The organism is Clostridium paraputrificum AGR2156, from assembly GCF_000424025.1.
GTDB lineage: Bacteria > Bacillota > Clostridia > Clostridiales > Clostridiaceae > Clostridium > Clostridium paraputrificum.
In genome coordinates this window covers 1-23,674 of the sequence record NZ_AUJC01000008.1, presented here as the reverse complement: position 1 = coordinate 23,674, position 23,674 = coordinate 1, and the positions used below count along the sequence as shown (strand labels likewise).

Genomic DNA, 23,674 nt, shown 5'->3' with positions numbered 1-23,674 from the left:
GGAAACACCAGCCATAGCAGTGTTTCCTTCCTATAATTTTTATTTAAATTAATCCAAATTTTCTGTTTTATTAGTATTATCTTCTTTGTTATTCTCAGTTGTACTTTCTTCTTTATTACTCTCTAACATTCCTTTATTTTCATTTACATCCTCTATTAACGCCTCAGCTTGGCTTATCTTTCCTATTAAATCATGAATAAAGTTTGATCCTCTACTTAATAGAATAGCCGTTAACACCATGCCTATTAGTGGAACTTTAATAGGTATATTGAAACAATTTAATATATCAAATCCTGTTGAAAAAGTTATTATAATTGAAACTACTAATGCTCCAATTCTATCAATACATAGCTTTCCTTTTTGCCAAGTCATTTTTAAAGTTTCCCATACACTTTCAGCTAATATTGCTAAAACAAATAAAGTTAACAAATCCATAGTAATCGCCCCTTTACGATATTTTATTATCTAAAGGGAAAAAAGGTGCAATATTTAAGTAGCATTTACCAATCTTGATAAATATAATGTAGTGACCCCCCATATTATATGAAGGGAGAACAAGTATGAGCAAAGAAAGAAACATTAGAGAAACATTAGAAATGGATAATAGAAACTACTTGGGTAGAAATGAGGATTGTAGATGTAATGAGAATCAAAATAATAATTCTTCAAGATATCTTACAGTAGCTAATGAAGAGGTTTTACCTCAAACTTTTGAAAGAAATGAATGTAACAGAAATACCTGCTGTTGCAAAAGAGCTTTAAGAAGATCATTAGATATTCTATTAAATCCTTTAATAAGGAGTTTAATAGACTTATCAAGCTTTACATTAGTAGGTAATAACTTTAATACTGAGGATGGTGCAACAACCCTTAAAACTGTATCTAATTGCAGTGATGGACTAGTCACTTATTCTGATAGCAACCCATTATTTAACTCAACTACAATTTGTGATTTAGTTTTAGTTGCATTTTCTCTTCAACCTGACGATGGAAACAATTGCTTTCAAGGATTTAATAGAGATAGATTTATTCGTGCTATAACAAGATGTATTCCTCCTATAAATCCTAGATCATTATGCTGTGTTGAGGACGGTTCTTGCTGTTGTAATTCAAGTAAAGCATTATTCTTAGCTGACTCAATAGGACCTGTTAACCTAAAAATATCTTCATCAGCATTTGAAGAACCACTTATTGGATTTACTGTCATTACTGTAACTAATAATATTGCCTGGTTAATTAATGATGATAATAGAGTTATAATTGTGTGCCTAGATAAAATCGAACAATTTGGCTAAAATCAATATAACAAACCCTCCTGTATTAATGCAGGAGGGATTTTCTTTTACTTTCCAGAATCACTTAACTCTATTAAACCTTCAGGAAATGGATTAAAAAAACTCTGCTTTAATAGATTTTCTTTTTCAAATCTTATAGCATATCCTTTAATTAAATTTAGAGGAACACTTAACGGAACTTTATTGCTTCTATACTTTTCTATAGTATCTATTATAAATTCTTTCTCATTGTGACTTATGTAATTACTAAAGTAACCCATACTTTTAATTAATACATTAATATTACTTGTATATCTAGGAACCTTAGAAAAAATATTATTTAAAATTATAGAGTATTCGTTAAATACATCTCTTTTTTCTCTTCCATCTATATTACCTAATATCTGTCCAAGAGCTTTAAGCTGTCTTTGGTTATAACTCATAAATAGCAATTTATTTTCTTTATGAAACTTTAAAAGTTCACTTATTTCATTGCTTTCTTTACATTTTTTGAACCTATTTAATGTAAATAACTTAGTTAAAAAATGCTCTCTTATTTTTAAGTTTTTAAGTCTTCCATCATCTTCAATAGTAATATTGGGATAAGCCTCTCTAATAATTGAACTAAATCTCCCCTCTCCTCTTTTAGAAATTCCTCCTTTTTCAATTGAGGGATATATCTTAACATCTCTAATTCCACAAGAAGGGGATTTACTTTTTAATATAAATCCATCTACTTCGTCTAAACTTGATAAAAAATCCTTAGCAAATTCATTCATATTTTCTGTTAAATCTCTTTTAGTCTTAGATTGTAATAATCTATTTTCTCCATTTATCTCTACAACTCTAATAGCTTCTCTTGGTGTACCTAGCCCCATACCTATCTCTGGACATACTGTGATGAAATCCACATAATCCTTTAATCTAGTTACAAATTCATTATTTTCAGTTCCACCATTATACCTACAATTGGAAAATCCAAGGCATTTACTTATAACTACTTTAGGTTTACTCAAATATATCATCTTCTTTCTAAATATAAAGATAATTAAATACAATTCCTCCACAAATTAAACCTAATATTATCCCCCCAATAACATCTGATGGATAATGCACTTTCAAATATAGTCTTGAAAATGCAATAGCAAGAGCTATTAATACTATAATTGTGCTAATACTACTATTACTTTTCAAAAAAACCACAGCTACTGCGAAAGAAGATGCTGTATGACCTGATGGAAAAGAAAATGAGGATGGTTCTTTTATTAATAATTCTTTATTTTTCTTGCCTATGAATGGTCTTTTTCTTTTGACAATATGCTTTACTATTCCTTCCCCCATAATTGTTGTAAAAGCTAATGTTACCAATACTATAATGCCAACTCTTCTATAATCTACTTTCCTAATCATTAATATAGCAAGAATAATCCATAACATCCCTAAGTTCCCTAGAGATGTTACAAATGGCATAACCTTATCTAAAAATCTATTTCTGCAATATTTGTTTATTAAATATAAAATATCTTCATCCCATTTTTTAATCATATCTGACATCATCTTTTGTACACTCCTTAAGCTACCTAAAATAAGTATTTGTAAATAGTACTTAATTTATTTATCATTTTATATTTTACTATGGCATAAAAAAATAGTATATCAAAAATCATATTGATATACTATCTTAAACACTACTCTAAATTTAATTTATTTTTCATAATATAGCTAGATATAACAAAATATATTGCAGAAGTAATAATTAAATTAGCTGCTACTTTTAATAGAATCCATTGAAACTCCATAAATTCGAAACCATAATTGTAACTTATCAATGATGTATTAAATACTGATGTAGCAAAGCTTGTTATCATACTTATTCCTATAAATGCTCCAAATGAACAAAGTATTTTTCTCTTGTTTGCTAAATGTCCAATTGACATAGATGAATAAAGTAATAAAGTTGAAGAGGCACAAGATAAAATACCTAATACTATAATTTCAAATATTACTAAAGGAATTCTAAATCCAAACTCACTTATTCCAACTCTCCATACTTCTCCCATAAACTCAAAAGCATTACCAATCATACCTGGGTAATAGGCTAAAATTACTATCGATATAACTGCAACAATAACGCTTAAAATATTCCATACTATACCAACAATTAATTTGCTACATATATTTTTAGATACAGGAACTGGAAGAGTATTCATTAAATAACCTTCATCTCCTAAAAGATTTTTATAATATCTTTGTAGCACTATAAAAAATGTCACTATAAATACTGCTGCCATTATGCATCCATATACAAACATAGTTATAAGAGATGCTATATTTCCGATAGTTCCTGATGCTCTACCAAAGCCTATTTCTGTTTCAAGGAAAATCTTATTTATTAGAGCAAATACTAATAATGCTCCATATAAAGGAAGTACTAATCTTCCAGTTGCTTTAAATTCATACTTTAATAACTTTCCTAACATCTAAACACCTCCCTAAATAAGGCATCTACACTCTTACCTTCTTCTTCCCTTATCTCATCAACACTCTTAGATAAATATATCTTTCCATATGAAATAAAAATTACATCATCTAAAATCTGTTCAATATCAGATATTAAGTGAGTTGATATAACTACTGTTGCATTTTCATTATAATTTGAAATAATAGTATTTAATATATAATCTCTAGCAGCTGGGTCAACCCCTGCTATTGGTTCGTCTAAAAAGTAAAGTTCTGCTTCTCTGCTCATAACTAGTATTAGCTGAACCTTTTCCTTAGTCCCTTTTGACATTGTCTTTAACTTATCATTAGCATTAATATTCAACTTAGATAGCATATCATAAGCTTTCTCAACATTAAAATCTTCATAAAAATCTTTAAAAAAGTTAATTATATCAGATACCTTCATCCAATCAGCAAGATAAGTTCTCTCAGGTAAATAAGAAACTATCTTCTTTGTCTCTATCCCAGGTTTATTACCATTTATAAGAAGCTCTCCACTAGTTGGTGTTAACAATCCATTTGCTAACTTAATTAAAGTACTTTTTCCACTTCCATTAGGGCCAAGTAGTCCTACTATTCTACCCCTCTTCATAGATAAGTCAATTCCTTCTAAGGCAAGTTTATTACCATAGGATTTAACAAGATTTCTACACTCTAGAATATTTTCCCCCAATTATTTCATCTCCTCTGCAATTTCTTTTATTGTTTCTATAGCTTCCTCTTTAGTAAAACCTATTTGTTCCATTTTCTTTAAAAAAGCTTGTATTTCTTCTTTAGCAAGATTACACTTCATTTCTTCAATCATCTTTGAATCCTCCGTAATAAATCTTCCACTTGTTCTTACTGAAAACAATAACCCCAACCTTTCTAACTCTGTTAAGGCTTTTTGCATTGTATTGGGATTTACTGATGCTTCACTAGCTAATTCTCTTACAGATGGCATCTTTGCACCTGGTTTGTATTTTCCTGATACAATACTTATTTTGATATATTCCATAAGCTGACTATAAATTGGTCTGTCACTTTTTAATTCCCAAGCCATTTTTTCACTCCCTTTGTACTATTGTATTAATAGCTTAATACAATAGTACATCTTTTTTTATCTTTTGTCAAACATTAAAAATCAAATATTTTCCCAGAAATCAAAAAAGAGAAATTATTTCTAATTCCTCTTAAAAATATTCTATTAAGTTTTTAATTATTCTACTCTTTATTTAAATATAATTTCTAATTTCAACTACCTTACCATCTTTAACATATACCCTAGGTACTCTTCCTTTAATCATACATATTATTTCATAATTTATTGTTCCAACAGCATTTGCCATATCATCAGCATTATATTTAATATCATCAAATTCTCCTAAGAGTATAACCTCGTCATCAACCTTAACATTATTAATATGAGTTACATCAATCATAAGTTGATCCATACAAACTCTTCCTATTACAGGTGCAAGTTTACCATTTACTATAACCTTTCCCTTATTGCTTAAAGCTCTTAAATAGCCATCTGCATATCCTATGGGAATAGTAGCAACCCTGGTAGATTCACTAACTTCATAGGTTCTGCCATAGCTTACAAAAGCTCCTTTTTCTAAAGTCTTAATGTGAGCAATTTTAGCCTTAATTGTCATGGCAGGCTTAATTTTTAATCTACCTTTATTAACTTCATTTGAAGGATAATAACCATACATTACAATGCCAGCTCTTACTCCATCTAAGTACATATTAGGTAAATCCATTATAGTAGCACTGTTGGCCGCATGTTTAAATGGAATATTAACTCCTCTATTATTTAGCTCTTCATAAAAGTTTTCTAATACTTTATACTGTTTTTTTGTATATTCTTTATCTTCTTCATCTGCTGTTGAAAAATGAGTAAATAAACCTACTATATCTACTCCTTTTAATTTATCTATTTTAACTATATCCTCTATACTTTCTTCATTAGGAAGGAACCCTATTCTTCCCATTCCTGTATCAATGGCAATATGAACCTTAACTTTTCCCTTTATATCTTCTGCTATAGAGGAAAACCTTTCAGCATCTTCTAAGGTATAAACAGTTTGTTCTATATCATATTTAATTAAATCTTCACCAAATTCTGTTGGAGTATAACCTAAAATAATTATTGGTGCAGTTATATTTTCTCTTCTTAACTCCATTGCCTCTGTAAGTGTTGCCACTGCTAATCTAGAAACACCATTTTTCAATAAAACTGGAGCAATATCAATTGCACCATGTCCATAAGCATCTGCTTTAATAACTCCTATGACTTCTTTATCCTTAGCTAACTCTTTTATATTTCTTATATTAAACTCAATCTTATCTAAATCTATTTCTGCCCATACTGGTCTGTATATCTTTTCCATGTAAAGATCCCCTCTTTTTCCCTTGTGCTTATACTATTATTCTAATTATTTTAAAGTTAAAATCAAAGTACCACTAATATAGATTTTTTATTACTAAGTGGCTTAACTAGCTATAAGGTAATACTATTATCCTTTTATCAAATATTTATATTTAAACTCTTGTAAATCTTCTAATCCTTGATATATTTCTCTTCTAGGAAAATTTTTCTCTTCAAGTAACTTATCATCTTGATTTAATAAATAATTATAGAACCATTGTCCTAACTCATAAAACTCTTGAGTCTTATTTTTATAAAGCTCCTTATAGAATAAATCTTCTCCCTTATTAAATTCTCCTTCTTTAAGTAGTTTCTTTAAAACTATATAAAGTATGTCTTTATCTGATAGATTATCAAACTGTATTGGATCTACATCTTCTTTAACATCAAATAATGTTTTAGCTAATGCTTTACTAAAGCCTTCAAATTTATCTAAAAGGAAATCGTGCTTCATTTTACTCCTCCAAAATTTTTTTATAGTATACATTATACTATAATTTCTTCATATATTAATTTTATTTCCATAAAATAATTGATATTTCTCCATTATGTATATAGAATAATCTTGTGTATAACATAAGATTAAAGGAGATGAACATATGCTAAGTGAAAAGTTATTAAATGAACTTAATGAACAAGTAAATTTTGAATTCTATTCTTCTTATACTTATCTTGCAATGGCAGGATACTGTGAATCTATTGATCTAAGTGGATTTGCTAACTTCTTTAGAGTTCAAGCTCAAGAAGAATTAGCTCATGCAATGAAGCTTTATGATTATATTTTCCAAAAGAATGGTGTTGTAGAATTAAAACAAATTCCTATGCCAACAGCTAAATATGATGGTGTTATTGATGTATTCCAAAAGGGCTACGAGCATGAACAACTCGTAACTAAGAAAATATATAACCTAGCTGATATTGCTCATGATGAAAAAGAACATGCTACTATGAGCTTACTAAAATGGTTTATAGATGAGCAAGTTGAAGAAGAAAATAGCTTTAATGCTTTACTTAAGAAAGTAAGAAGATCTGAAGGAAATCCTGCTGCATTATACTTAATGGATGATGAACTAGCTAGCAGGGTTTATACTCCACCGACTAATGCATAAAATTTTATTTTTTTATGTTTAGAAATTTAATAATGAGTCAATAATTTAAATGAAACATTTTAATACATATTAAAATTACCTCATTACCCTATTTTTTAAGGCATAGATTTTATCTATGCCTCTTTTGTTTATATAAAAGGCAGCATTATAAACCACCTTTATATTATTGGTTATAATAATTTTTTATAGCATCTCTTAAGAATTCTGCTGCACCTTCCCCAACATTATCATCATAATACTTTTTAAATCTATCATCATAGACATACATTTCACCTAGCCCAATATGAGCTTCCTTGGAATAATTTCCATAATGATCAAGCCATGCTTTATGAAGCTTAACTGCTTCTCTTGCTTCTTCACTATTAGAATCTCCTAATATCATTGCTTTTTTTATGCTTTCATTAACTTTCTTGGAAAGACTCTCTAAGTCATTCCATTCACTTTCACTTAACTTTGATATTCTTCTATTGCTTTCATCTACAGCCTTATTACCATACTTTTCTCTAATTTCTTTACCATATTGTTTTTCATTTTTTTCTATAAGATTTCTTTTAAATCCTTCAAACTTTTCTTTATCAGACATTACTAAATCACCTTCCATTGACTTTATTGTTTTTTCTACATTTCTTAATAAGGCTTCTATTCTAAGCTGCTCCTCTTTAAGCTTATTTCTATGGGCTATAAGAGCATTCTTTTGATTAAAATCCTTGTTCGAAATTATTTCCTTAATCTTTTCTAGAGGCAACCCCATTTCTTTATAGAACATAATTTGCTGAAGAGTATCTACCTCTTCTTCACCATAAATTCTATAACCTGAAGAATTAACCCTGCAGGGTTTTAATAAATTAATTTCATCATAGTACCTTAAAGTTCTGCTGCTAATGCCGGCTAACTTCGCTAAACTTTTTACGGTATACTCCATAAAATCACCTCCTAAAAATAGAATAAGCTATGACGTAACGTTAAAGTCAATAGTCAATAAATTATTTTTTTAAATTTATTTAGTAAAGTTAATATATCTATAATTTTCTCCTGTTAGAAATCTAATAATATCCTCTTGAATAAGGTCATCGTATTTACCTTTTCTCATATTATCTATAATATCTTGAACTTTTTCCTTCTCGGTATTTAAAAGAATTTCTTTAACCCCAATAGGAAACTCAATATATTTTCTTACAGTATTACCTTTTTCATCAAGTATTAAAAATGTTGGAACTTTTCTCTCCCCTGAAAGTTCCTCTAATAATTCCTCATTTCCTTCCCTTCTTAAGAACTTAACTTCTATATTTTTGTTTAGTTCACTTAATTTAAGTAAAAAAGGTATTTCTGTTGCAGCATCTTTACAGCATGGTTCTCCAAAAACTAGTATATTAAGTTTATTTTTAATATTTCTTACCTTATGTAAATCTTTATTAATTAATTGGCTTTGTTCATTAAGTCTATCAATTATTCCTCTTTGCTCCTCATCTGCTAAGCTCAAATATTCATTGTATGTAGCTCCTAAATCGAAGTTTTTCATATTCTCATCTCCTGTTCAATAATAAAAATATTTTCTATACTACTTTCTCCTAATTTATATGATTATAGTCCTTCCTACACACATAAATTCTATATCTTATATACTATGTGTCTACTTTTTATACTCCAAATAAAAATAGAAGGAGTTAATTATCTCCTTCTTTTATCCTAGTTTTTATTTTCTTTTATAATATCCTCAAGCCTATCTAATCTTATTTTCATTTCTTCAAAATACGCCTTTTGCTTAAACTCAATTTCCTTTAGCTTATTTGGTATATAACTTAATACATAATATAAAACTGCAACATTTAGTGCAACCCCCAATATAATCACCATCAAAAAAATACCAGAATCCATATTATCCCCTCCAAAATCTTTATTTACCCAAATAAATTATACCATTTACACAAAACAATATACAATTAATATAATTAGTCTTTTATTTCTTTTCTTCTTTTTCAATATACTTAAATTGTAGCTCACCCTTTGAATTTCTATTAACCTCATAGCCACCCTTTACTATGTTATTGTAAAGTTCTTCCATATCTTTAGAAAATTCATCTCTTTTAACTAAAATTGAATATTCAACATCATTTATATACGTACTTATTGATATTGCACTAAGACCTTTATATCCATTACTCTCTGCATACTTAATAATTTCTGAGGCTAAATCCACAAACCTATCTCTATAATCTCCATCCTTTTCATCATGTATATTTAATTGTATCAAGAATTTATCATCTAGCTCCTTAGAATATTGGATATCTCTATCCTTGTATTTTCCTTGGATTATATTGAAATATGCAAATAAATAATCATTCTTATTTCCATCTTTATTAAAAGAAACTTTATCCTTAAACCATTCTTTAAAATCCTCTTCAATCTTTTTATTAAACCTATTATTAAGTTCAACATCCTCTATAAATCCATTTTCTTTGTATAAGTCTATAATATTTCCATTCTTACTTAAGGTTATATTGTAATCTAATCCTTCCTCTGTTGATATAACCCTTCCGTAATACTCACTAAACTTAAAATTATATCTTACATCTTTTATTATAAAATCCCTGTCACTATAATTCTCTTCTATATATTTATTTAGCTTATTTTTAGCAATTCCCTTACTTATGGGATTACTATTAAAAGCATTATATATAGAAAATAGTAAAGCTAATATTCCAACTAAAATAACAAAATAAATTATCTTTTTAAGATTAAATTTTACTTTCATTTTACCTCCTATTTATCTAAAAAAATTTTTTCTATTAATATTCCTATAACAACACCTATAAAGGTGAATCCCATAAAAAATAGTGCAAATATAGCATTGCCATAGGTATAACTTATATAATCCCAAAGAGTAACCCCTATATTCTCATCTTGAATGCTTAAATCAATCACCATCTCAATTGATAGGTTTAGAAATTGAATAATATATATTGAAATTGGTGCTATAAGTTTATTCTTAAACTTTAAATATATAACTGCTCCAAATAGAGGTAACAAGAAAAATCCATTAAATATTAAACTTCCAGAGGTTAATAAGGTTGCTAATACTCCTCCAACTATAGAATAAATTAATAGCTTACTAGTATTGCTCCTCTTAATATCCTGTACTATTTTCTGTTCTACCTTATCGTCAACCTCATAATTATCAACTACATTTTTATCTAAAAAACACTCATCTGATAAACTATTTAAATAATCATTACATTCACTGCATTTTTTTATGTGATGTTCTATTATTTCATTACTCTCTTCAGAAGATAATCCATCTATATATAAAGTCATTAAATCCCTAATAACTTTGCAGTCAACCATACTCATACTATATCTCCCCTTTATTCTCAATTAAAGCTTTAAGTTTTACTTTTCCTCTATGAAAAACAACCCTAACCCAAGATTCTTTTCTTTTCATTATTTCACTTATCTCCTTATAAGATAACTTGTTTACTGACCTCATTAAAATTACTTCTCTATATGGTTCTTCTATCCTGTCTATAAGCTTAAATAAATCTCTAAGATCTTCCTCCTGTATAATTCTTTCATCACTTTTATCCTGCTGTACTAATTTATTATTAAAATCATAATCATGTATATGATTTCTCTTATTTTTATCCCTAAGCCATGAAAGGTAAACATTTTTGCTAATAGAGTATATCCAAGTAGATACCATAGATTCTCCTCTAAACTTTTCTATATTTTTAATAGCAAGATAGAAGGTTTCCTGTAACAACTCCTCTGCTACAAGTGAATCCTTACATAAATAGAGAAGATAACTATAAATTTTTTTATTGTAAAGTTTATAAAGCTTATTAAAATCCTCCATCTTATCCCCCTCTCATATTATTAGTGTATATTAATCCAATTTTGTTTCAAATAAATAATAGAAAATTTCATTTTTTTTATTTATAATTAGTTTATATATAACAAAAGATAGGAGAAAACTATGGATAGAAAAATAATATTTTTTGATATTGATGGAACAATTTTAGATGAGGAAACAAATAAAATACCAGGGAGTGCACTAGAAGCAATAGGAAAACTTAAAGAAAATGGTCATTTAGCTATTATTAATACTGGGAGAACCAAAGTTATACTACCTGAATTAATTAAGAACTCAGGCTTTAATGGGTATATTTGTGGTTGCGGAACTTATATAGAATGCGATGGACAAGTTTTATTAGACAACGAACTTGGACATGCCCTTTCAAAAGAAATTGCATTAGACTTTAAAGAGTTTAAATTAGATGCAATAGGTGAAGGAAGGGACTTTATATACTTTCCAGAAAAATCTACTATAAAACATAAAGAAGTTTTAAAACTTACTGTTGATTTAGCTGAAGAAGGTTTTTCTTTCAAATCACTTTCTCAATTAGATGAACTTTATTTTGATAAATTTGTGATTTTCTTAAACCAAGACAGTAATTTTGAAGGCTTCTATAATAAACATAAAGATAAGCTTGACTTTATAAAAAGAAGTGATGATTTCTACGAAGTTGTACCTAAAGGTTTTTCTAAAGCAACAGGAATTGAGTTTTTAATTAATCATTTAAATATTCCTCATAAAAACACTTTTGCTATTGGCGATAGTACCAATGATTTATCAATGCTAGAATACGCACATACTAGTATTGCAATGGGGAATAGTAATGAAGCACTACTTCCATTAGTATCTTATGTTACAACTCATATTAATAATGATGGAATCTTTAATGCACTTAAGCATTACAAATTAATTTAAAATAAAAAAGTGACCTTGAACGCTTTAGCCAAGAGGTCACTTTTTTCAGCCATACCACATTTTTGTGTTCTGTGATGACACTATAATTTTTATTTTTTTGTATTACTTCCTACTTCCATCCCTATTAAATATTTTTCTTAAATACATTTCATCAAATATTAACATTAATATAGATCCTATTAATAATATAATAACTAAAAATTCATCAAATAAATTTTCTAAAAATAATTCCAATACCAAAGTGATAATTAGAAATATAATACCAAAAACTATCATACTAAATCCACCAATTTTCTGTGATACCTTCCATGTATCTTGGTTCTTCATTGATAACCTTGTACGATACCCATATACCCAATTAGAATTTTTTGAAGGAAAAAGATACATGATAACTCCACCTATAATTAATATAGCTGATACAATAAATCCCACCATAATATCATCTCCACTTTATATTATACTAATATTTTATTCAATAAAACATTTGTTAATCCTTATATAATTGAAAGAAGAGAAATATAATTTTTATTTCTCTTCTAAACTGCTAGTTATTTAATTTATATACCTAAAAGTTGATCTACAACTCCTATAAGTTCTTCTATCTCTGGCTTACTTAATTGAGCATCAGCTCCAACAGATTCTCCTTTGTGCCTTAAATCATCAGTAATTAATGATGAGAATATAATTACTGGTAATCTCTTTAACACTTCATCTTCTTTAACCTTTCTAGTTAAAGTTAATCCATCCATTTGTGGCATCTCAATATCTGTAATAAGAAGTTGAACTTCTTTAACAAAGGATTTTCCTAAGTCTTTCTTTAATCCTTCAAGATAGTCTAAAGCTTGTTCTCCATCATCAAATATCTTCATATTTGTAAATCCTGCTTTAGTTAAAGTTTCCTTTAACAGCTTCCTAATTAATGGGGAATCGTCAGCTAAAACTAACTTAAGGTCAGATCTATCCTTATATTCTACAGAAACAAGTCTATCTTCACTAATACCAGACTTAGGACTAATATCTGTTACTATCTTTTCGAAATCTAACATAACTATAATTTTTCCATTTAAAACAATATTTCCAACTGCTAATGACTCATCAAACATATTATTTGGCTTTCTTATCTCGCTCCACTTAATACGATGAACTCCTATAATATCATCAATATTAAATGATACCTTAACCTTATTAAATTCACATACTATTAATCTTTGTCCTAATTCGCTAGACTTTTCTCTATTTAAAATATATTTCAAATCAATTACTGGAAGTATTTCATCTCTACATAAAATTAATCCAGCTATTTCTTTTTTGCTTTCAGGCATTTTAGTTACACCACTTGCTGGCATATCAATAATTTCCTTAACCTTTATTACATTTATTGCATAATTAACGTCGTTAGCTCTAAATTCGATTACTTCTACTTCTCCAGTACCTGATTCTAATAAAATATCACTAGTCATATTACCTCTCCTCACTTGTAAGTATAATATATTCTCGTTAAGAAACAGCATAAACTTTACAGTAATATTTCTTCATCTTCACAGAAATATGGTTCTCCAGTTCCATCTATTTTCCAAGGAGAATTACTACTCTCTCTTATTAAAATAAATCCTTTTTCGTCAATACCACTATCAATTGGCATAATAGAGTCATCTACATACTTTTTATCATATTTCACCCTAAAAATTATCACATTGTTTATATCAATATTCCTCATATTTCCTCTACCATCATTTAAATAATTATGGTAGTTTCTCTTATCTTTTAATAAAGCAACCTCTTTAATTTCTGCACTATTAATATTGGTTAACATAAAATTTGTATCTTTATAAACTTCTGTGTAACATTTTTTAAACTCTTCTTCATTTCTATCATTCTCATATTTAAATGAATTTTTAATAACATCTAACCCCTCATTGATTTCATTATCACTAAAACCAACTTCTTCCTTTGTTATATTACATGCTATAATTCCCATATTCATAATCACAATAAATATCATTAAGATAACTCTTCTTAGATTTCCTCTCATACTAACACCTCTTATATTTATTATAGCCAAGTTATTACATACTTTTATACTTAAAAAAGAAATAAAAGCCAATAATCAATAGATCATTGGCTTTTTTAACTACGCTAAGGTCAACTCTAGCTAATATTTATAATTTTAATTATCTTACCTATAAATACTTCTTCTGTTATTACTTCAGCACTATTTATATTTTTTATTATAAGTTAGTGTATCCCATAAGATTAAAGTCCACTTCTCTTGCAACTTCTCTACCTTCTCTAATAGCCCATACAACTAAAGACTGTCCTCTATGCATATCACCAGCTGCAAATACATTTTTTAATGTTGTCTTATAAGAATCCTTAGCCGTTAAAACATTAGTACGTTCATTTAATTCAACACCAAATGCTTTAGTTACCTTTTCTTCACAACCTAAGAATCCTGCTGCAATTAAAACCATATCAGCTTCAACTTCATATTCTGATGAAGGAATCTCCACCATACTTAATCTACCAGACTTTTCATCCTTCTTAGCTTCTAGTTTAACAACCTTTAATCTACAAAGCTCACCTTTTTCATTTTTTATAAATTCTTTAATTGTTGTTTGATAAACCCTTGGATCTTCTCCAAAGACAGCTATGGCTTCTTCTTGTCCATAATCAGTCTTTAAAATTCTAGGCCACTCTGGCCATGGATTATCCTCTGTTCTCTCATCTGGAAGTTTCGGCATCATCTCCAACTGAAGTATTGATACTGCTCCATGTCTTATAGATGTTCCTACACAATCATTTCCTGTATCTCCACCACCTATAACTACAACCTTTTTTCCCTTTGCTGAAATGTAATTTCCATCCTGTAAGTTTGAGTTTAAAAGGCTCTTAGTTGTAGACTTTAAAAAATCTACTGCAAAATATATACCCTTAGCTTCTCTACCAGGAACTTTAATATCTCTAGGGTTTGATGCACCACAAGCTAAAACCACACTATCATATTCTTTTAAAATCTTAGAAGCCTTAGCTTTAGTATCAATATTAGTATTAGTTATAAATATTACTCCTTCTTCTTCCATAACCTTAACTTTTCTATCAATTACACTCTTATCAAGCTTCATGTTAGGTATTCCATACGTTAAAAGTCCACCAATTCTATCTTCTCTTTCAAAAACAGTTACACTATGCCCTCTTCTATTTAATTGATCTGCTGCTGCAAGACCAGAAGGACCAGAACCTATTATAGCAATCTTCTTACCTGTTCTTATAGTTGGTGGTTTGGAATTTGCTAATCCACTTAAATAAGCATTCTCAATTATGCACCTTTCGTTTTCCTTAATAGATATAGACTCTCCATTAAGTCCACATGTACAACCTACTTCACAGGGTGCTGGGCATACTCTTGATGTGAATTCGGGAAAGTTATTAGTTTTTAATAATCTTTCATAGGCCTTATCAAAGTTTCCACTAAAAATCAAGTCATTCCACTCTGGAATAAGATTATGAAGTGGGCAGCCAGTAACTGCCCCCTTTATTAAAATACCAGATTGACAAAAGGGAACTCCACATTCCATACATCTAGCACCTTGAAGTTGTTGTTTTTCATTAGAAAGTGAGATATGAAATTCATTAAAGTTTTTGATTCTCTCTAAAGTTGAAATTTCCTCACTTGTTTCACGATTATATTCTAAAAAACCTGTTGACTTACCCATAGACAATACCTCCCTATTTACATTTATTCTCATAGAAAGCTTCTATTTGTGCTTCCTCATAGCTTAAGCCTTTAGCTTGGAATGAGGCTATAGATTTTAGCATTCTATCATAATCTTTAGGTAAAATCTTCTTAAACTTTGGTAAGTATTCTTCAAAGCTTTCTAAAATTTCCTTACCCTTAGGTGAGTTAGTAGCATTAACATGCTCTTCTATCATAGTTTTTAACTCTTGAGCATCAGACTTAGAAGTAATCTCTTCAGATACAATAAGCTCCTTGTTAAGCTTCATATATAAATCTCTATCTTCATCTAATACATAGGCTATTCCGCCACTCATACCAGCTGCAAAATTCTTACCTGTCTTTCCAAGTATAGCAACACGTCCTCCTGTCATATATTCACAGCCATGCTCTCCTACGCCTTCAACTACAGCAATTGCTCCTGAATTTCTTACACAGAACCTTTCCCCTGCAACACCATTAATGAATGCCTTACCACTAGTTGCACCATATAAAGAAACATTTCCTATTATAATATTATCTTCACTCTTAAATTTAGCTTCTCTTGGAGGATAAATAATAAGCTTACCACCTGATAACCCTTTACCAAAGTAATCATTACTATCCCCTTCAATCTCTAATGTTAATCCTTTAGGTATAAATGCACCAAAACTTTGCCCACCGCTTCCATTACATTTAACCTTTAACGAATCTTCTTCTAGTCCATCTTCATTATTTTTTGTAATTTCAGAACCTAAAATTGTACCTAATGTTCTGTCTATATTAGTTATATTTAGAGTTACTGTTTTCTTTTTCCCGCTCTTTATAGCATCCTTAAATTCCTTTAATAAAACACTTTCATCTACTGTTTTCTCTAATCCAAAGTCATAAACACTCTTTTTACAATATTCAATCTTCTCCGATGTATAAGGATTGTTTAATACTCTAGTTAAATCTATATTTTTACCCTTTTCTTTTAATATTACTGATTTTTCCTTTAATAAATCTGTTCTTCCAACTAATTCATCTACTGTTCTAACCCCAAGTTTAGCCATATATTCTCTTAACTCTTTTGCTATAAACTCCATAAAGTTAATAACGTACTCTGGTTTACCTCTAAATCTCTTTCTTAGTTCAGGATTTTGAGTTGCAATACCTACAGGACAAGTATCTAAATTACATACTCTCATCATTACACATCCCATAGTTACAAGTGGTGCTGTTGCAAACCCAAATTCTTCTGCCCCAAGAAGTGCTGCAACAAGAACATCTTTACCACTCATTAACTTACCATCTGTTTCAAGTATTACTTTGTCTCTTAATCCATTCATTATAAGAGTTTGATGAGTTTCAGCTAGTCCAAGTTCCCATGGAAGTCCAGCATTATAAATTGAGCTTCTAGGTGCTGCTCCTGTCCCTCCATCATAACCTGATACAAGTATTACCTGTGCCCCTGCTTTTGCTACACCGGCAGCTATAGTACCCACCCCAGCTTCTGATACTAATTTAACTGATATTCTAGCATCTCTATTAGAATTCTTACAGTCATATATTAATTGCGCTAAGTCTTCAATTGAATAAATATCATGATGTGGTGGTGGTGAAATCAGTCCAACTCCTGTTGTAGAGTGTCTTGTTTTAGCAATCCATGGATATACCTTTCCACCAGGAAGATGACCACCTTCACCTGGTTTTGCCCCTTGTGCCATCTTAATTTGAATTTCTTTAGCGCTCACTAAATATCTAGATGTAACACCAAATCTTCCAGATGCAACTTGCTTTATAGCAGAACATCTATTTAATCCATCTTCACAAATATTAAGTCTATATAAATCTTCTCCACCTTCACCTGAATTAGACTTACCTCCAAGCTTGTTCATAGCAATAGCTAAAGTTTCATGTGCCTCTCTTGAAATTGATCCATAAGACATAGCTCCTGTCTTAAATCTCTTAACAATTGAGCTTACACTTTCTACTTCTTCTATAGGAATCCCATTAGATGGATATTTAAAGTCAAATAGCCCTCTTAAATTTACTTCACTCATTTCATTATCTATTAAATGAGTATATTCTTTAAATAAACTATAGTCACCTTTTCTAGTAGCTTCTTGTAAAAGATGTATTGTTTTAGGATTATATAAATGTTCTTCTTTATCACTTCTAAATTTATGACTTCCAAAACTATCTAATGTTAAATCTACTTTAAGCCCTAATGGATCAAAAGCTTTAGAATGTAATGCATCAATATCTTCTTCTATATCTTTTAAAGATATTCCACCAATTCTACTTACAGTACCTGTAAAGTACTTTTCTATAACATCTTCATTTATACCAATAGCTTCAAAAATCTGTGACCCTTGATATGACTGAATAGTTGAAATACCCATTTTAGATGCTATTTTTACTATTCCCTTTAAAATTCCCTCATTATAATCATTAACTGCTGCATAAAAGTCTTTATCTAGAAGCTTGTCTTCTATAAGTTCCTTAATACTATCTTGAGCTAAATAAGGATTAATAGCACTTGCACCATAACCTAATAATGTTGCAAAATGATGAACCTCTCTTGGCTCTGCGCTTTCAAGAATCATAGCTAAAGATGTTCTCTTTTTTGTTTTTACTAAGTGTTGCTGAAGTGAAGAAACTGCTAATAATGAAGGTATTGCAACATGATTTTCATCCACCCCTCTATCTGAAAGTATTAGTATATTAGCTCCTTCACTATAAGCCCTATCTGCCATTATAAATAAATGTTCTATAGCTTTTTTAAGGGATGTATTTTTATAATAAATTAATGGTACTACCTTCACCTTAAATCCAGGAGCATTTATATTTTTAATCTTTAATAAATCTGTAGAAGTTAATATTGGATTGTGGATTTTTAATACTCTACAGTTTTCTCCTTTTTCTTCTAGGAGATTTCCATCTTCCCCTAAATAAACTGATGCTGAAGTTACAATTTCTTCTCTAATTGCATCTATAGGTGGATTGGTAACTTGAGCAAAGAGTTGCTTAAAATAGTTAAATAGTGGTTGATGTTTTTTAGAAAGAACAGCTAATGGACTATCTATTCCCATAGCAGCTGTAGGTTCACTACCATTTTTAGCCATAGGTAATATAGATGTCTTTATATCTTCATAACTATAACCAAAAGCTTTTTGAAGCCTTGCTATTTCATCCTTTGAATATTCCAAAACACCTTTATTAGGTATTTGTAACTTTTTAAGACTTACAAGATTTTTATCTATCCATTCACCATAAGGCTTTCTTGATGCGTAATATTCCTTTAATGTATCATCATCTATAAGTTTACCTTCTTTTGTATTCACCAAAAGCATTTTTCCTGGTCTTAATCTATCCTTTAAAACTATCTTGGATTGATCTAAGTCTAATACTCCAACCTCTGATGAAAGAATTAAGTAATCATCTTCTGTTATATAGTAACGAGAAGGTCTAAGTCCATTTCTATCAAGAACTGCTCCCATTATATCCCCATCACTAAATAATATTGATGCAGGACCATCCCAAGGCTCCATCATTGTTGCATAATACTGATAAAAATCTCTCTTGGATTTGCTTATTGTATTATTTTTTTCCCAGGGTTCTGGAATTGCTATCATAACTGCTAAAGGTAATGGCATGCCACTCATTACTAAAAATTCTAATGTATTATCTAGCATTGCAGAATCAGAACCACCTCTATTTACTACAGGCAGTATCTTGTCCATCACATCCTTTAAGTATGTAGATTCCATGTTTTCCTCTCTAGCAAGCATTTTATCCACATTACCTCTAATCGTATTTATCTCCCCATTATGAACCATAAATCTATTTGGATGAGCTCTATCCCAACTTGGATTTGTATTTGTACTAAACCTAGAATGGACTAAAGCTATTGCAGACTTATATAAAGGATTTTGTAAATCTAAAAAGAATGAGCGTAATTGCCCAACTAAAAACATTCCTTTATAAACAATAGTTCTACTTGATAAAGAAACAACATAAGTGTCATCATTACTTTGCTCAAATACCCTTCTTACAATATAAAGTTTTCTATCAAAATCTAATCCTTCATTAATATCTTTAGGTTTCTGTATAAATCCTTGTATAATGCAAGGCATACACTCTCTTGCCTTACTTCCTAAAACATCTGGTACTGTAGGAACTTCTCTCCAACCTAAAAATTCTAACCCCTCCTTTTCTACAATAACCTCAAACATCTTCTTTGCACGATTTTTCTTAAGCTCATCTTGAGGGAAGAAGAACATACCTATTCCATAACTTCTCTCAGAACGCAAAAAGATGCCGAAAGGTTTAACTGCTTCTTTAAAGAAGTCATGTGATATTTGAAGTAATATTCCTACTCCATCACCAGTCTTACCTTCGGCATCTTTGCCAGCTCTATGCTCTAAATTCTCAACTATCTTCAAGGCTTTTTCAACAGTATCATGTGTTTTTAAGCCCTTGATATTTACTATAGCACCAATCCCACAATTATCGTGCTCAAACTCAGGACGGTACATTCCATTATAAGCTCCATTGCTTATTCTATCTTGCCTACCCATATACTCTATCCTTTCTTTATTCTTTTTTCTATAATATACTCTGTTATAAGAAAAAAGTAAATATATTCTTAGGCATTTCTATGTATTTTTATCAATCTTTAAGTTTAAACGTTATTTTTTTGATACTTTATTATAGAACATAATTTAATACTTATTATTCCTAATAAAACACCTATTAATAATCCTATAACTACATCTGATGGATAATGCACATATAAATATAATCTAGAAAATCCAATTATAGTAGCTAAAATTAATGAAATTGCTCCAATTTTTTTATCCATATAAATTAAAACTGTAGCAGCTGCAAATGAAGACATTGTATGTCCTGATGGAAAAGAAAAATCTAAAGGCTTCTTAATTAAAATATCTATGGCTGTATTAATATCAAAAGGCCTTACTCTAGCAACTACTGGTTTCAAAAATAAGTTACCTATTAATAAACATAGAATCAATGCACATCCCATCATAACTCCATATTTTCTAGTTTTTTTATAAATAAGAAGTAATACACAAATAATTATCCAAACTATACCTGCATTCCCTAAAGAAGTTACAATAGGCATAAACCAATCTAAAAAAGTACACTTAAAAACACTTTGAATCCAATCTAAAATAGTAATATCCATGTTATATATATAATCCATTTCTAACCTCACATATTTTTTATTAATTATATCAAAATTTATTATATATTAAAAGGAGTTTAACATTAAAGCTAAACTCCTTTTAATATTAGATTTCTACAATTACAGGCACAACCATAGGTCTTCTTTTTATCTTTTCATAAACATAACTATTTATATCAGTTCTTATATTTTTCTTTATTTCTGCCCATTCTGTAATATCATTATCAAGACATTTCTCTACTGAATCTGTTGCAATATTCCTAAGTTCCTTCATTAGTTCCTCAGAATCTCTTACGTAAACAAATCCTCTTGTAATTATGTCAGGTCCAGATGTAATGCTTTTACTTTCTTTATTTATAGCAACTACAACTGTAATAATTCCATCTTGAGAAAGAGATTTTCTATCTCTTAAAACTATGTTACCTACATCTCCAACACCACTACCATCAATTAATATTCTTCCCGATGGTACTTTTCCTACAACTTTACCCCATCTTCTAGTTAATTCAAACACATCACCATTTTCTAGAATAGCTATATTGTTTGGTCTAACTCCCATTATTTCTGAAAGTTGAGCATGTTTCTTTAAATGCTTATACTCACCATGGACTGGTAAGAAAAATTTAGGTTTAACTAAAGCATGGATTAGCTTTAATTCATCTTCACAAGCATGCCCTGAAACGTGTATAGCTTCCATCGAACTATAAATTACATCTGCTCCCCTTTTACTTAATTCATTAATTATATTGGAAACAGACTTTTCATTTCCAGGTATTGGTGTAGCTGATATTATTACCATATCACCTTTTTCAACTTGAATACTTCTATGATTTCCAGCAGCTATTCTTGTTAAGGCAGACATAGGTTCTCCTTGGCTACCAGTAGTTACAATAGTAATCCTATCATTTGCATAATTTTTAACTTCATCTAAACCAACTAACATACCTTCTGGTATATTTAAATATCCAAGCTTTATAGCAACTTCAGATATTTTCTCCATACTACGCCCACTAAATGCAATCTTTCTCTTTGTAAGTTCACAAGCATTAATTATTTGTTGTAACCTATGAATATTTGACGCAAAGGTTGCAATTATTATTCTTCCTGATGCCTTAGTAAAGTACCTGTTTAAGGTTTCACCTAAAGAACTTTCTGACATAGTATGACCTGGATGAGTTACATTTGTACTATCTGCCATTAAAAGTAAAACTCCCTTTTTACCTAATTCAGCAAATCTACCTAAATCGATAACCTTTCCATCTATAGGTGTATAATCAACCTTTATATCACCAGTGTGAATAATTACTCCTATTGGAGTATGTAAAGCTAAAGCACAACTATCAGCTATACTATGATTTGTTCTTATGAATTCTATTTTAAAGTTGTTTAGTTTTACAGTTTCTCCTTGTTCAACAACATTTAAAGTACAATCATTTAACATTTTGTGCTCTGTCAGCTTAGTTTCAATTAATCCTAAAGTTAATCTAGTTCCGTACACTGGTACATTTAATTCCTTTAATATATAAGGTAAGGCTCCTATATGGTCTTCATGTCCATGTGTTATAAATATACCTTTAACCTTGTCCTTATTTCTTTTAAGGAATGTTATATCTGGAATAACCAAATCTATTCCATATAAATCTTCATCTGGGAAAGCTAACCCGCAATCAACAACTATAATTTCATCATCATATTGAAATGCAGTTATATTCTTTCCTATTTCTCCAAGTCCCCCTAAAGGGATAATTTTTATGCTCTTATACTTTTGCAAATTTATTCTCCTATCCTTTTCTATAATTTATTGCTTTATTTTAATATTATTTAAAATCGTTTATAATCTCTTACTTTATAATATAATTAATCTCATTCCTTTGCAAGATATTAAATTATACTATTGTTTACTTATATTTTGTGTAAAGAATATATTTTTATACAATTAACAAAGAAAGTCATGAAGAATTTTATATCCTTCATGACTTAAATTTAATTATTTATTTTTTCTTATGCATTAACAACATAGCTATTAAGGAAAGTAGTGACATTAAGCCTAAGCCTCCAATATTACCACTTTCGTCACCAGTATTTACAGGTTCTTTTTCATTATCTTCCTTTGAAGGTACTTCTGGTTCTTTAGGGTCTTCTGGTAATAATTCTTCTTTTATATTTTCTACCTTCAATAATATCTCAAGATTTTCATTATTTATAGTAACATTTTCAGAAAAATCACTTAAAACATATCCTTCTGGTGCCTTTGTTTCTATAACAATATAGCTACCATAAGGTAGTTGTATAGAATTAGCTACTCCTTCTTCATTTGTAATAATAGTATCTAAAGTATTACCTTCTAAATCTCTTATTTCAAATTCTGCTCCTGATAGCTTAATACTTTCATCAATACTATCTACCTTTAGAATATTTATCTTACCTAGAATCTTTGTATTTTCAAATGTTAACTCTATTATTTGTCCATTTGAATCTATTGTTACATTCTTAGATTCTTCTGATAATTCATATCCTGATGGTGCACTTACTTCTGCTACTGTGTAGCTTCCGTATGGAAGTTCTTTTGACGTTCCTACTCCGTTTTCATCAGTAGTTATTGTATCTACTACAGTTCCTTGGAAATCCTTAACTTCAAACACTGCTCCTGGTAACTTAATATTTTCATCAGCACTATCTACCTTTAGAATATTTATCTTTCCTAA

25 protein-coding genes are annotated in these 23,674 nt (G+C 29.4%); 3 read left to right on the top strand and 22 right to left on the bottom strand.

Annotated elements, in window-relative coordinates; genetic code table 11:
• Positions 1-48: 48 nt before the first annotated feature.
• On the bottom strand, positions 49-435 hold the full coding sequence (locus G594_RS20520; protein ID WP_027098312.1) for a hypothetical protein: 387 nt from the start codon (positions 433-435) through the stop codon (positions 49-51).
• A 125-nt stretch (positions 436-560) separates the two neighbouring features.
• On the opposite strand from G594_RS20520, the gene G594_RS0109160 reads away from it, so the two are divergent.
• Positions 561-1,295, top strand: a complete 735-nt coding sequence (locus G594_RS0109160; RefSeq protein WP_027098311.1) for a hypothetical protein — start codon at positions 561-563, stop codon at positions 1,293-1,295.
• Positions 1,296-1,342: 47 nt separating this feature from the next.
• Here G594_RS0109160 and G594_RS0109155 read toward each other — a convergent pair whose 3' ends face one another.
• The 7 genes from G594_RS0109155 to G594_RS0109125 all read right to left on the bottom strand — a co-directional run bounded on the left by G594_RS0109155 (position 1,343) and on the right by G594_RS0109125 (position 6,643).
• Complete coding sequence (locus G594_RS0109155; RefSeq protein WP_207636989.1) at positions 1,343-2,290, bottom strand: YbgA family protein; 948 nt, start codon at positions 2,288-2,290, stop codon at positions 1,343-1,345.
• Between the two features lie 16 nt (positions 2,291-2,306).
• Positions 2,307-2,831 (bottom strand): phosphatase PAP2 family protein, encoded by a 525-nt coding sequence (locus G594_RS0109150; protein WP_034866308.1) that lies wholly within the window; start codon positions 2,829-2,831, stop codon positions 2,307-2,309.
• A gap of 131 nt (positions 2,832-2,962) precedes the next feature.
• Positions 2,963-3,754 carry a hypothetical protein gene (locus G594_RS0109145; RefSeq protein WP_027098308.1) on the bottom strand — a complete coding sequence of 264 codons (792 nt, stop codon included), beginning with the start codon at positions 3,752-3,754 and terminating at the stop codon, positions 2,963-2,965.
• Positions 3,748-4,449 carry an ABC transporter ATP-binding protein gene (locus G594_RS0109140; protein WP_027098307.1) on the bottom strand — a complete coding sequence of 234 codons (702 nt, stop codon included), beginning with the start codon at positions 4,447-4,449 and terminating at the stop codon, positions 3,748-3,750. The genes G594_RS0109145 and G594_RS0109140 overlap by 7 nt, the downstream gene beginning before the upstream one ends.
• On the bottom strand, positions 4,450-4,818 hold the full coding sequence (locus tag G594_RS0109135) for a GntR family transcriptional regulator (RefSeq protein WP_027098306.1): 369 nt from the start codon (positions 4,816-4,818) through the stop codon (positions 4,450-4,452). It lies immediately after the preceding gene.
• Positions 4,819-4,990: 172 nt separating this feature from the next.
• Positions 4,991-6,151: an alanine racemase gene (gene alr, locus G594_RS0109130; protein WP_027098305.1), complete on the bottom strand. Its 1,161-nt coding sequence runs from the start codon at positions 6,149-6,151 to the stop codon at positions 4,991-4,993.
• A gap of 126 nt (positions 6,152-6,277) precedes the next feature.
• Entirely contained in the window at positions 6,278-6,643 is a 366-nt protein-coding gene (locus G594_RS0109125) for a DUF6483 family protein (protein WP_034866307.1), read from the bottom strand.
• 145 nt (positions 6,644-6,788) lie between these two features.
• On the opposite strand from G594_RS0109125, the gene G594_RS0109120 reads away from it, so the two are divergent.
• On the top strand, positions 6,789-7,298 hold the full coding sequence (locus G594_RS0109120; protein ID WP_027098303.1) for a ferritin: 510 nt from the start codon (positions 6,789-6,791) through the stop codon (positions 7,296-7,298).
• A 163-nt stretch (positions 7,299-7,461) separates the two neighbouring features.
• Here the strand turns inward: G594_RS0109120 and G594_RS0109115 are convergent, their stop codons facing one another.
• The 6 genes from G594_RS0109115 to G594_RS0109090 all read right to left on the bottom strand — a co-directional run bounded on the left by G594_RS0109115 (position 7,462) and on the right by G594_RS0109090 (position 11,148).
• Positions 7,462-8,220 (bottom strand): MerR family transcriptional regulator, encoded by a 759-nt coding sequence (locus G594_RS0109115; RefSeq protein WP_027098302.1) that lies wholly within the window; start codon positions 8,218-8,220, stop codon positions 7,462-7,464.
• A gap of 75 nt (positions 8,221-8,295) precedes the next feature.
• Entirely contained in the window at positions 8,296-8,817 is a 522-nt protein-coding gene (locus G594_RS0109110; protein ID WP_027098301.1) for a thioredoxin family protein, read from the bottom strand.
• Positions 8,818-8,984: 167 nt separating this feature from the next.
• The gene (locus G594_RS18675) at positions 8,985-9,173 is read right to left on the bottom strand and encodes a hypothetical protein (protein ID WP_034866306.1); all 189 of its coding nucleotides are present in this window, start codon (positions 9,171-9,173) and stop codon (positions 8,985-8,987) included.
• Positions 9,174-9,255: 82 nt separating this feature from the next.
• Entirely contained in the window at positions 9,256-10,050 is a 795-nt protein-coding gene (locus G594_RS19615) for a YfjL-like protein (protein WP_027098300.1), read from the bottom strand.
• A gap of 8 nt (positions 10,051-10,058) precedes the next feature.
• Complete coding sequence (locus tag G594_RS0109095) at positions 10,059-10,646, bottom strand: zf-HC2 domain-containing protein (RefSeq protein ID WP_027098299.1); 588 nt, start codon at positions 10,644-10,646, stop codon at positions 10,059-10,061.
• A 1-nt stretch (position 10,647) separates the two neighbouring features.
• Positions 10,648-11,148, bottom strand: a complete 501-nt coding sequence (locus G594_RS0109090; RefSeq protein WP_027098298.1) for an RNA polymerase sigma factor — start codon at positions 11,146-11,148, stop codon at positions 10,648-10,650.
• Positions 11,149-11,268: 120 nt separating this feature from the next.
• On the opposite strand from G594_RS0109090, the gene G594_RS0109085 reads away from it, so the two are divergent.
• Positions 11,269-12,063, top strand: a complete 795-nt coding sequence (locus tag G594_RS0109085) for a Cof-type HAD-IIB family hydrolase (RefSeq protein ID WP_027098297.1) — start codon at positions 11,269-11,271, stop codon at positions 12,061-12,063.
• 102 nt (positions 12,064-12,165) lie between these two features.
• Here G594_RS0109085 and G594_RS0109080 read toward each other — a convergent pair whose 3' ends face one another.
• The 8 genes from G594_RS0109080 to G594_RS20315 form a co-directional block, all read right to left on the bottom strand.
• On the bottom strand, positions 12,166-12,498 hold the full coding sequence (locus tag G594_RS0109080; RefSeq protein ID WP_034866305.1) for an SdpI family protein: 333 nt from the start codon (positions 12,496-12,498) through the stop codon (positions 12,166-12,168).
• A 122-nt stretch (positions 12,499-12,620) separates the two neighbouring features.
• Positions 12,621-13,523: a chemotaxis protein gene (locus G594_RS0109075; protein ID WP_027098295.1), complete on the bottom strand. Its 903-nt coding sequence runs from the start codon at positions 13,521-13,523 to the stop codon at positions 12,621-12,623.
• Positions 13,524-13,579: 56 nt separating this feature from the next.
• Entirely contained in the window at positions 13,580-14,095 is a 516-nt protein-coding gene (locus tag G594_RS18665) for a DUF4829 domain-containing protein (protein ID WP_051195959.1), read from the bottom strand.
• 196 nt (positions 14,096-14,291) lie between these two features.
• Positions 14,292-15,776 (bottom strand): glutamate synthase subunit beta, encoded by a 1,485-nt coding sequence (locus G594_RS0109065; RefSeq protein WP_027098294.1) that lies wholly within the window; start codon positions 15,774-15,776, stop codon positions 14,292-14,294.
• Between the two features lie 13 nt (positions 15,777-15,789).
• A complete protein-coding gene (gene gltB, locus G594_RS0109060; RefSeq protein WP_027098293.1) occupies positions 15,790-20,340 on the bottom strand; it encodes a glutamate synthase large subunit in 4,551 nt (1,516 codons plus the stop codon).
• Between the two features lie 104 nt (positions 20,341-20,444).
• On the bottom strand, positions 20,445-20,987 hold the full coding sequence (locus tag G594_RS0109055) for a phosphatase PAP2 family protein (RefSeq protein WP_027098292.1): 543 nt from the start codon (positions 20,985-20,987) through the stop codon (positions 20,445-20,447).
• 88 nt (positions 20,988-21,075) lie between these two features.
• Positions 21,076-22,740, bottom strand: a complete 1,665-nt coding sequence (locus G594_RS0109050) for a ribonuclease J (RefSeq protein WP_207734591.1) — start codon at positions 22,738-22,740, stop codon at positions 21,076-21,078.
• Between the two features lie 220 nt (positions 22,741-22,960).
• Positions 22,961-23,674: MSCRAMM family protein (locus G594_RS20315; protein ID WP_034866304.1), on the bottom strand; the 714-nt coding region annotated here is incomplete at its 5' end.

Coding starts and splice junctions, on each gene's coding strand:
- G594_RS20520 (WP_027098312.1), bottom strand. CDS start 435: ATGGATTTGTTAACTTTATTTGTTTTAGCAATATTAGCTGAAAGTGTA.
- G594_RS0109160 (WP_027098311.1), top strand. CDS start 561: ATGAGCAAAGAAAGAAACATTAGAGAAACATTAGAAATGGATAATAGA.
- G594_RS0109150 (WP_034866308.1), bottom strand. CDS start 2,831: ATGATGTCAGATATGATTAAAAAATGGGATGAAGATATTTTATATTTA.
- G594_RS0109145 (WP_027098308.1), bottom strand. CDS start 3,754: ATGTTAGGAAAGTTATTAAAGTATGAATTTAAAGCAACTGGAAGATTA.
- G594_RS0109135 (WP_027098306.1), bottom strand. CDS start 4,818: ATGGCTTGGGAATTAAAAAGTGACAGACCAATTTATAGTCAGCTTATG.
- alr (WP_027098305.1), bottom strand. CDS start 6,151: ATGGAAAAGATATACAGACCAGTATGGGCAGAAATAGATTTAGATAAG.
- G594_RS0109125 (WP_034866307.1), bottom strand. CDS start 6,643: ATGAAGCACGATTTCCTTTTAGATAAATTTGAAGGCTTTAGTAAAGCA.
- G594_RS0109120 (WP_027098303.1), top strand. CDS start 6,789: ATGCTAAGTGAAAAGTTATTAAATGAACTTAATGAACAAGTAAATTTT.
- G594_RS0109115 (WP_027098302.1), bottom strand. CDS start 8,220: ATGGAGTATACCGTAAAAAGTTTAGCGAAGTTAGCCGGCATTAGCAGC.
- G594_RS0109110 (WP_027098301.1), bottom strand. CDS start 8,817: ATGAAAAACTTCGATTTAGGAGCTACATACAATGAATATTTGAGCTTA.
- G594_RS18675 (WP_034866306.1), bottom strand. CDS start 9,173: ATGGATTCTGGTATTTTTTTGATGGTGATTATATTGGGGGTTGCACTA.
- G594_RS19615 (WP_027098300.1), bottom strand. CDS start 10,050: ATGAAAGTAAAATTTAATCTTAAAAAGATAATTTATTTTGTTATTTTA.
- G594_RS0109095 (WP_027098299.1), bottom strand. CDS start 10,646: ATGAGTATGGTTGACTGCAAAGTTATTAGGGATTTAATGACTTTATAT.
- G594_RS0109090 (WP_027098298.1), bottom strand. CDS start 11,148: ATGGAGGATTTTAATAAGCTTTATAAACTTTACAATAAAAAAATTTAT.
- G594_RS0109085 (WP_027098297.1), top strand. CDS start 11,269: ATGGATAGAAAAATAATATTTTTTGATATTGATGGAACAATTTTAGAT.
- G594_RS0109080 (WP_034866305.1), bottom strand. CDS start 12,498: ATGGTGGGATTTATTGTATCAGCTATATTAATTATAGGTGGAGTTATC.
- G594_RS0109075 (WP_027098295.1), bottom strand. CDS start 13,523: ATGACTAGTGATATTTTATTAGAATCAGGTACTGGAGAAGTAGAAGTA.
- G594_RS18665 (WP_051195959.1), bottom strand. CDS start 14,095: ATGAGAGGAAATCTAAGAAGAGTTATCTTAATGATATTTATTGTGATT.
- G594_RS0109065 (WP_027098294.1), bottom strand. CDS start 15,776: ATGGGTAAGTCAACAGGTTTTTTAGAATATAATCGTGAAACAAGTGAG.
- gltB (WP_027098293.1), bottom strand. CDS start 20,340: ATGGGTAGGCAAGATAGAATAAGCAATGGAGCTTATAATGGAATGTAC.
- G594_RS0109055 (WP_027098292.1), bottom strand. CDS start 20,987: ATGGATTATATATATAACATGGATATTACTATTTTAGATTGGATTCAA.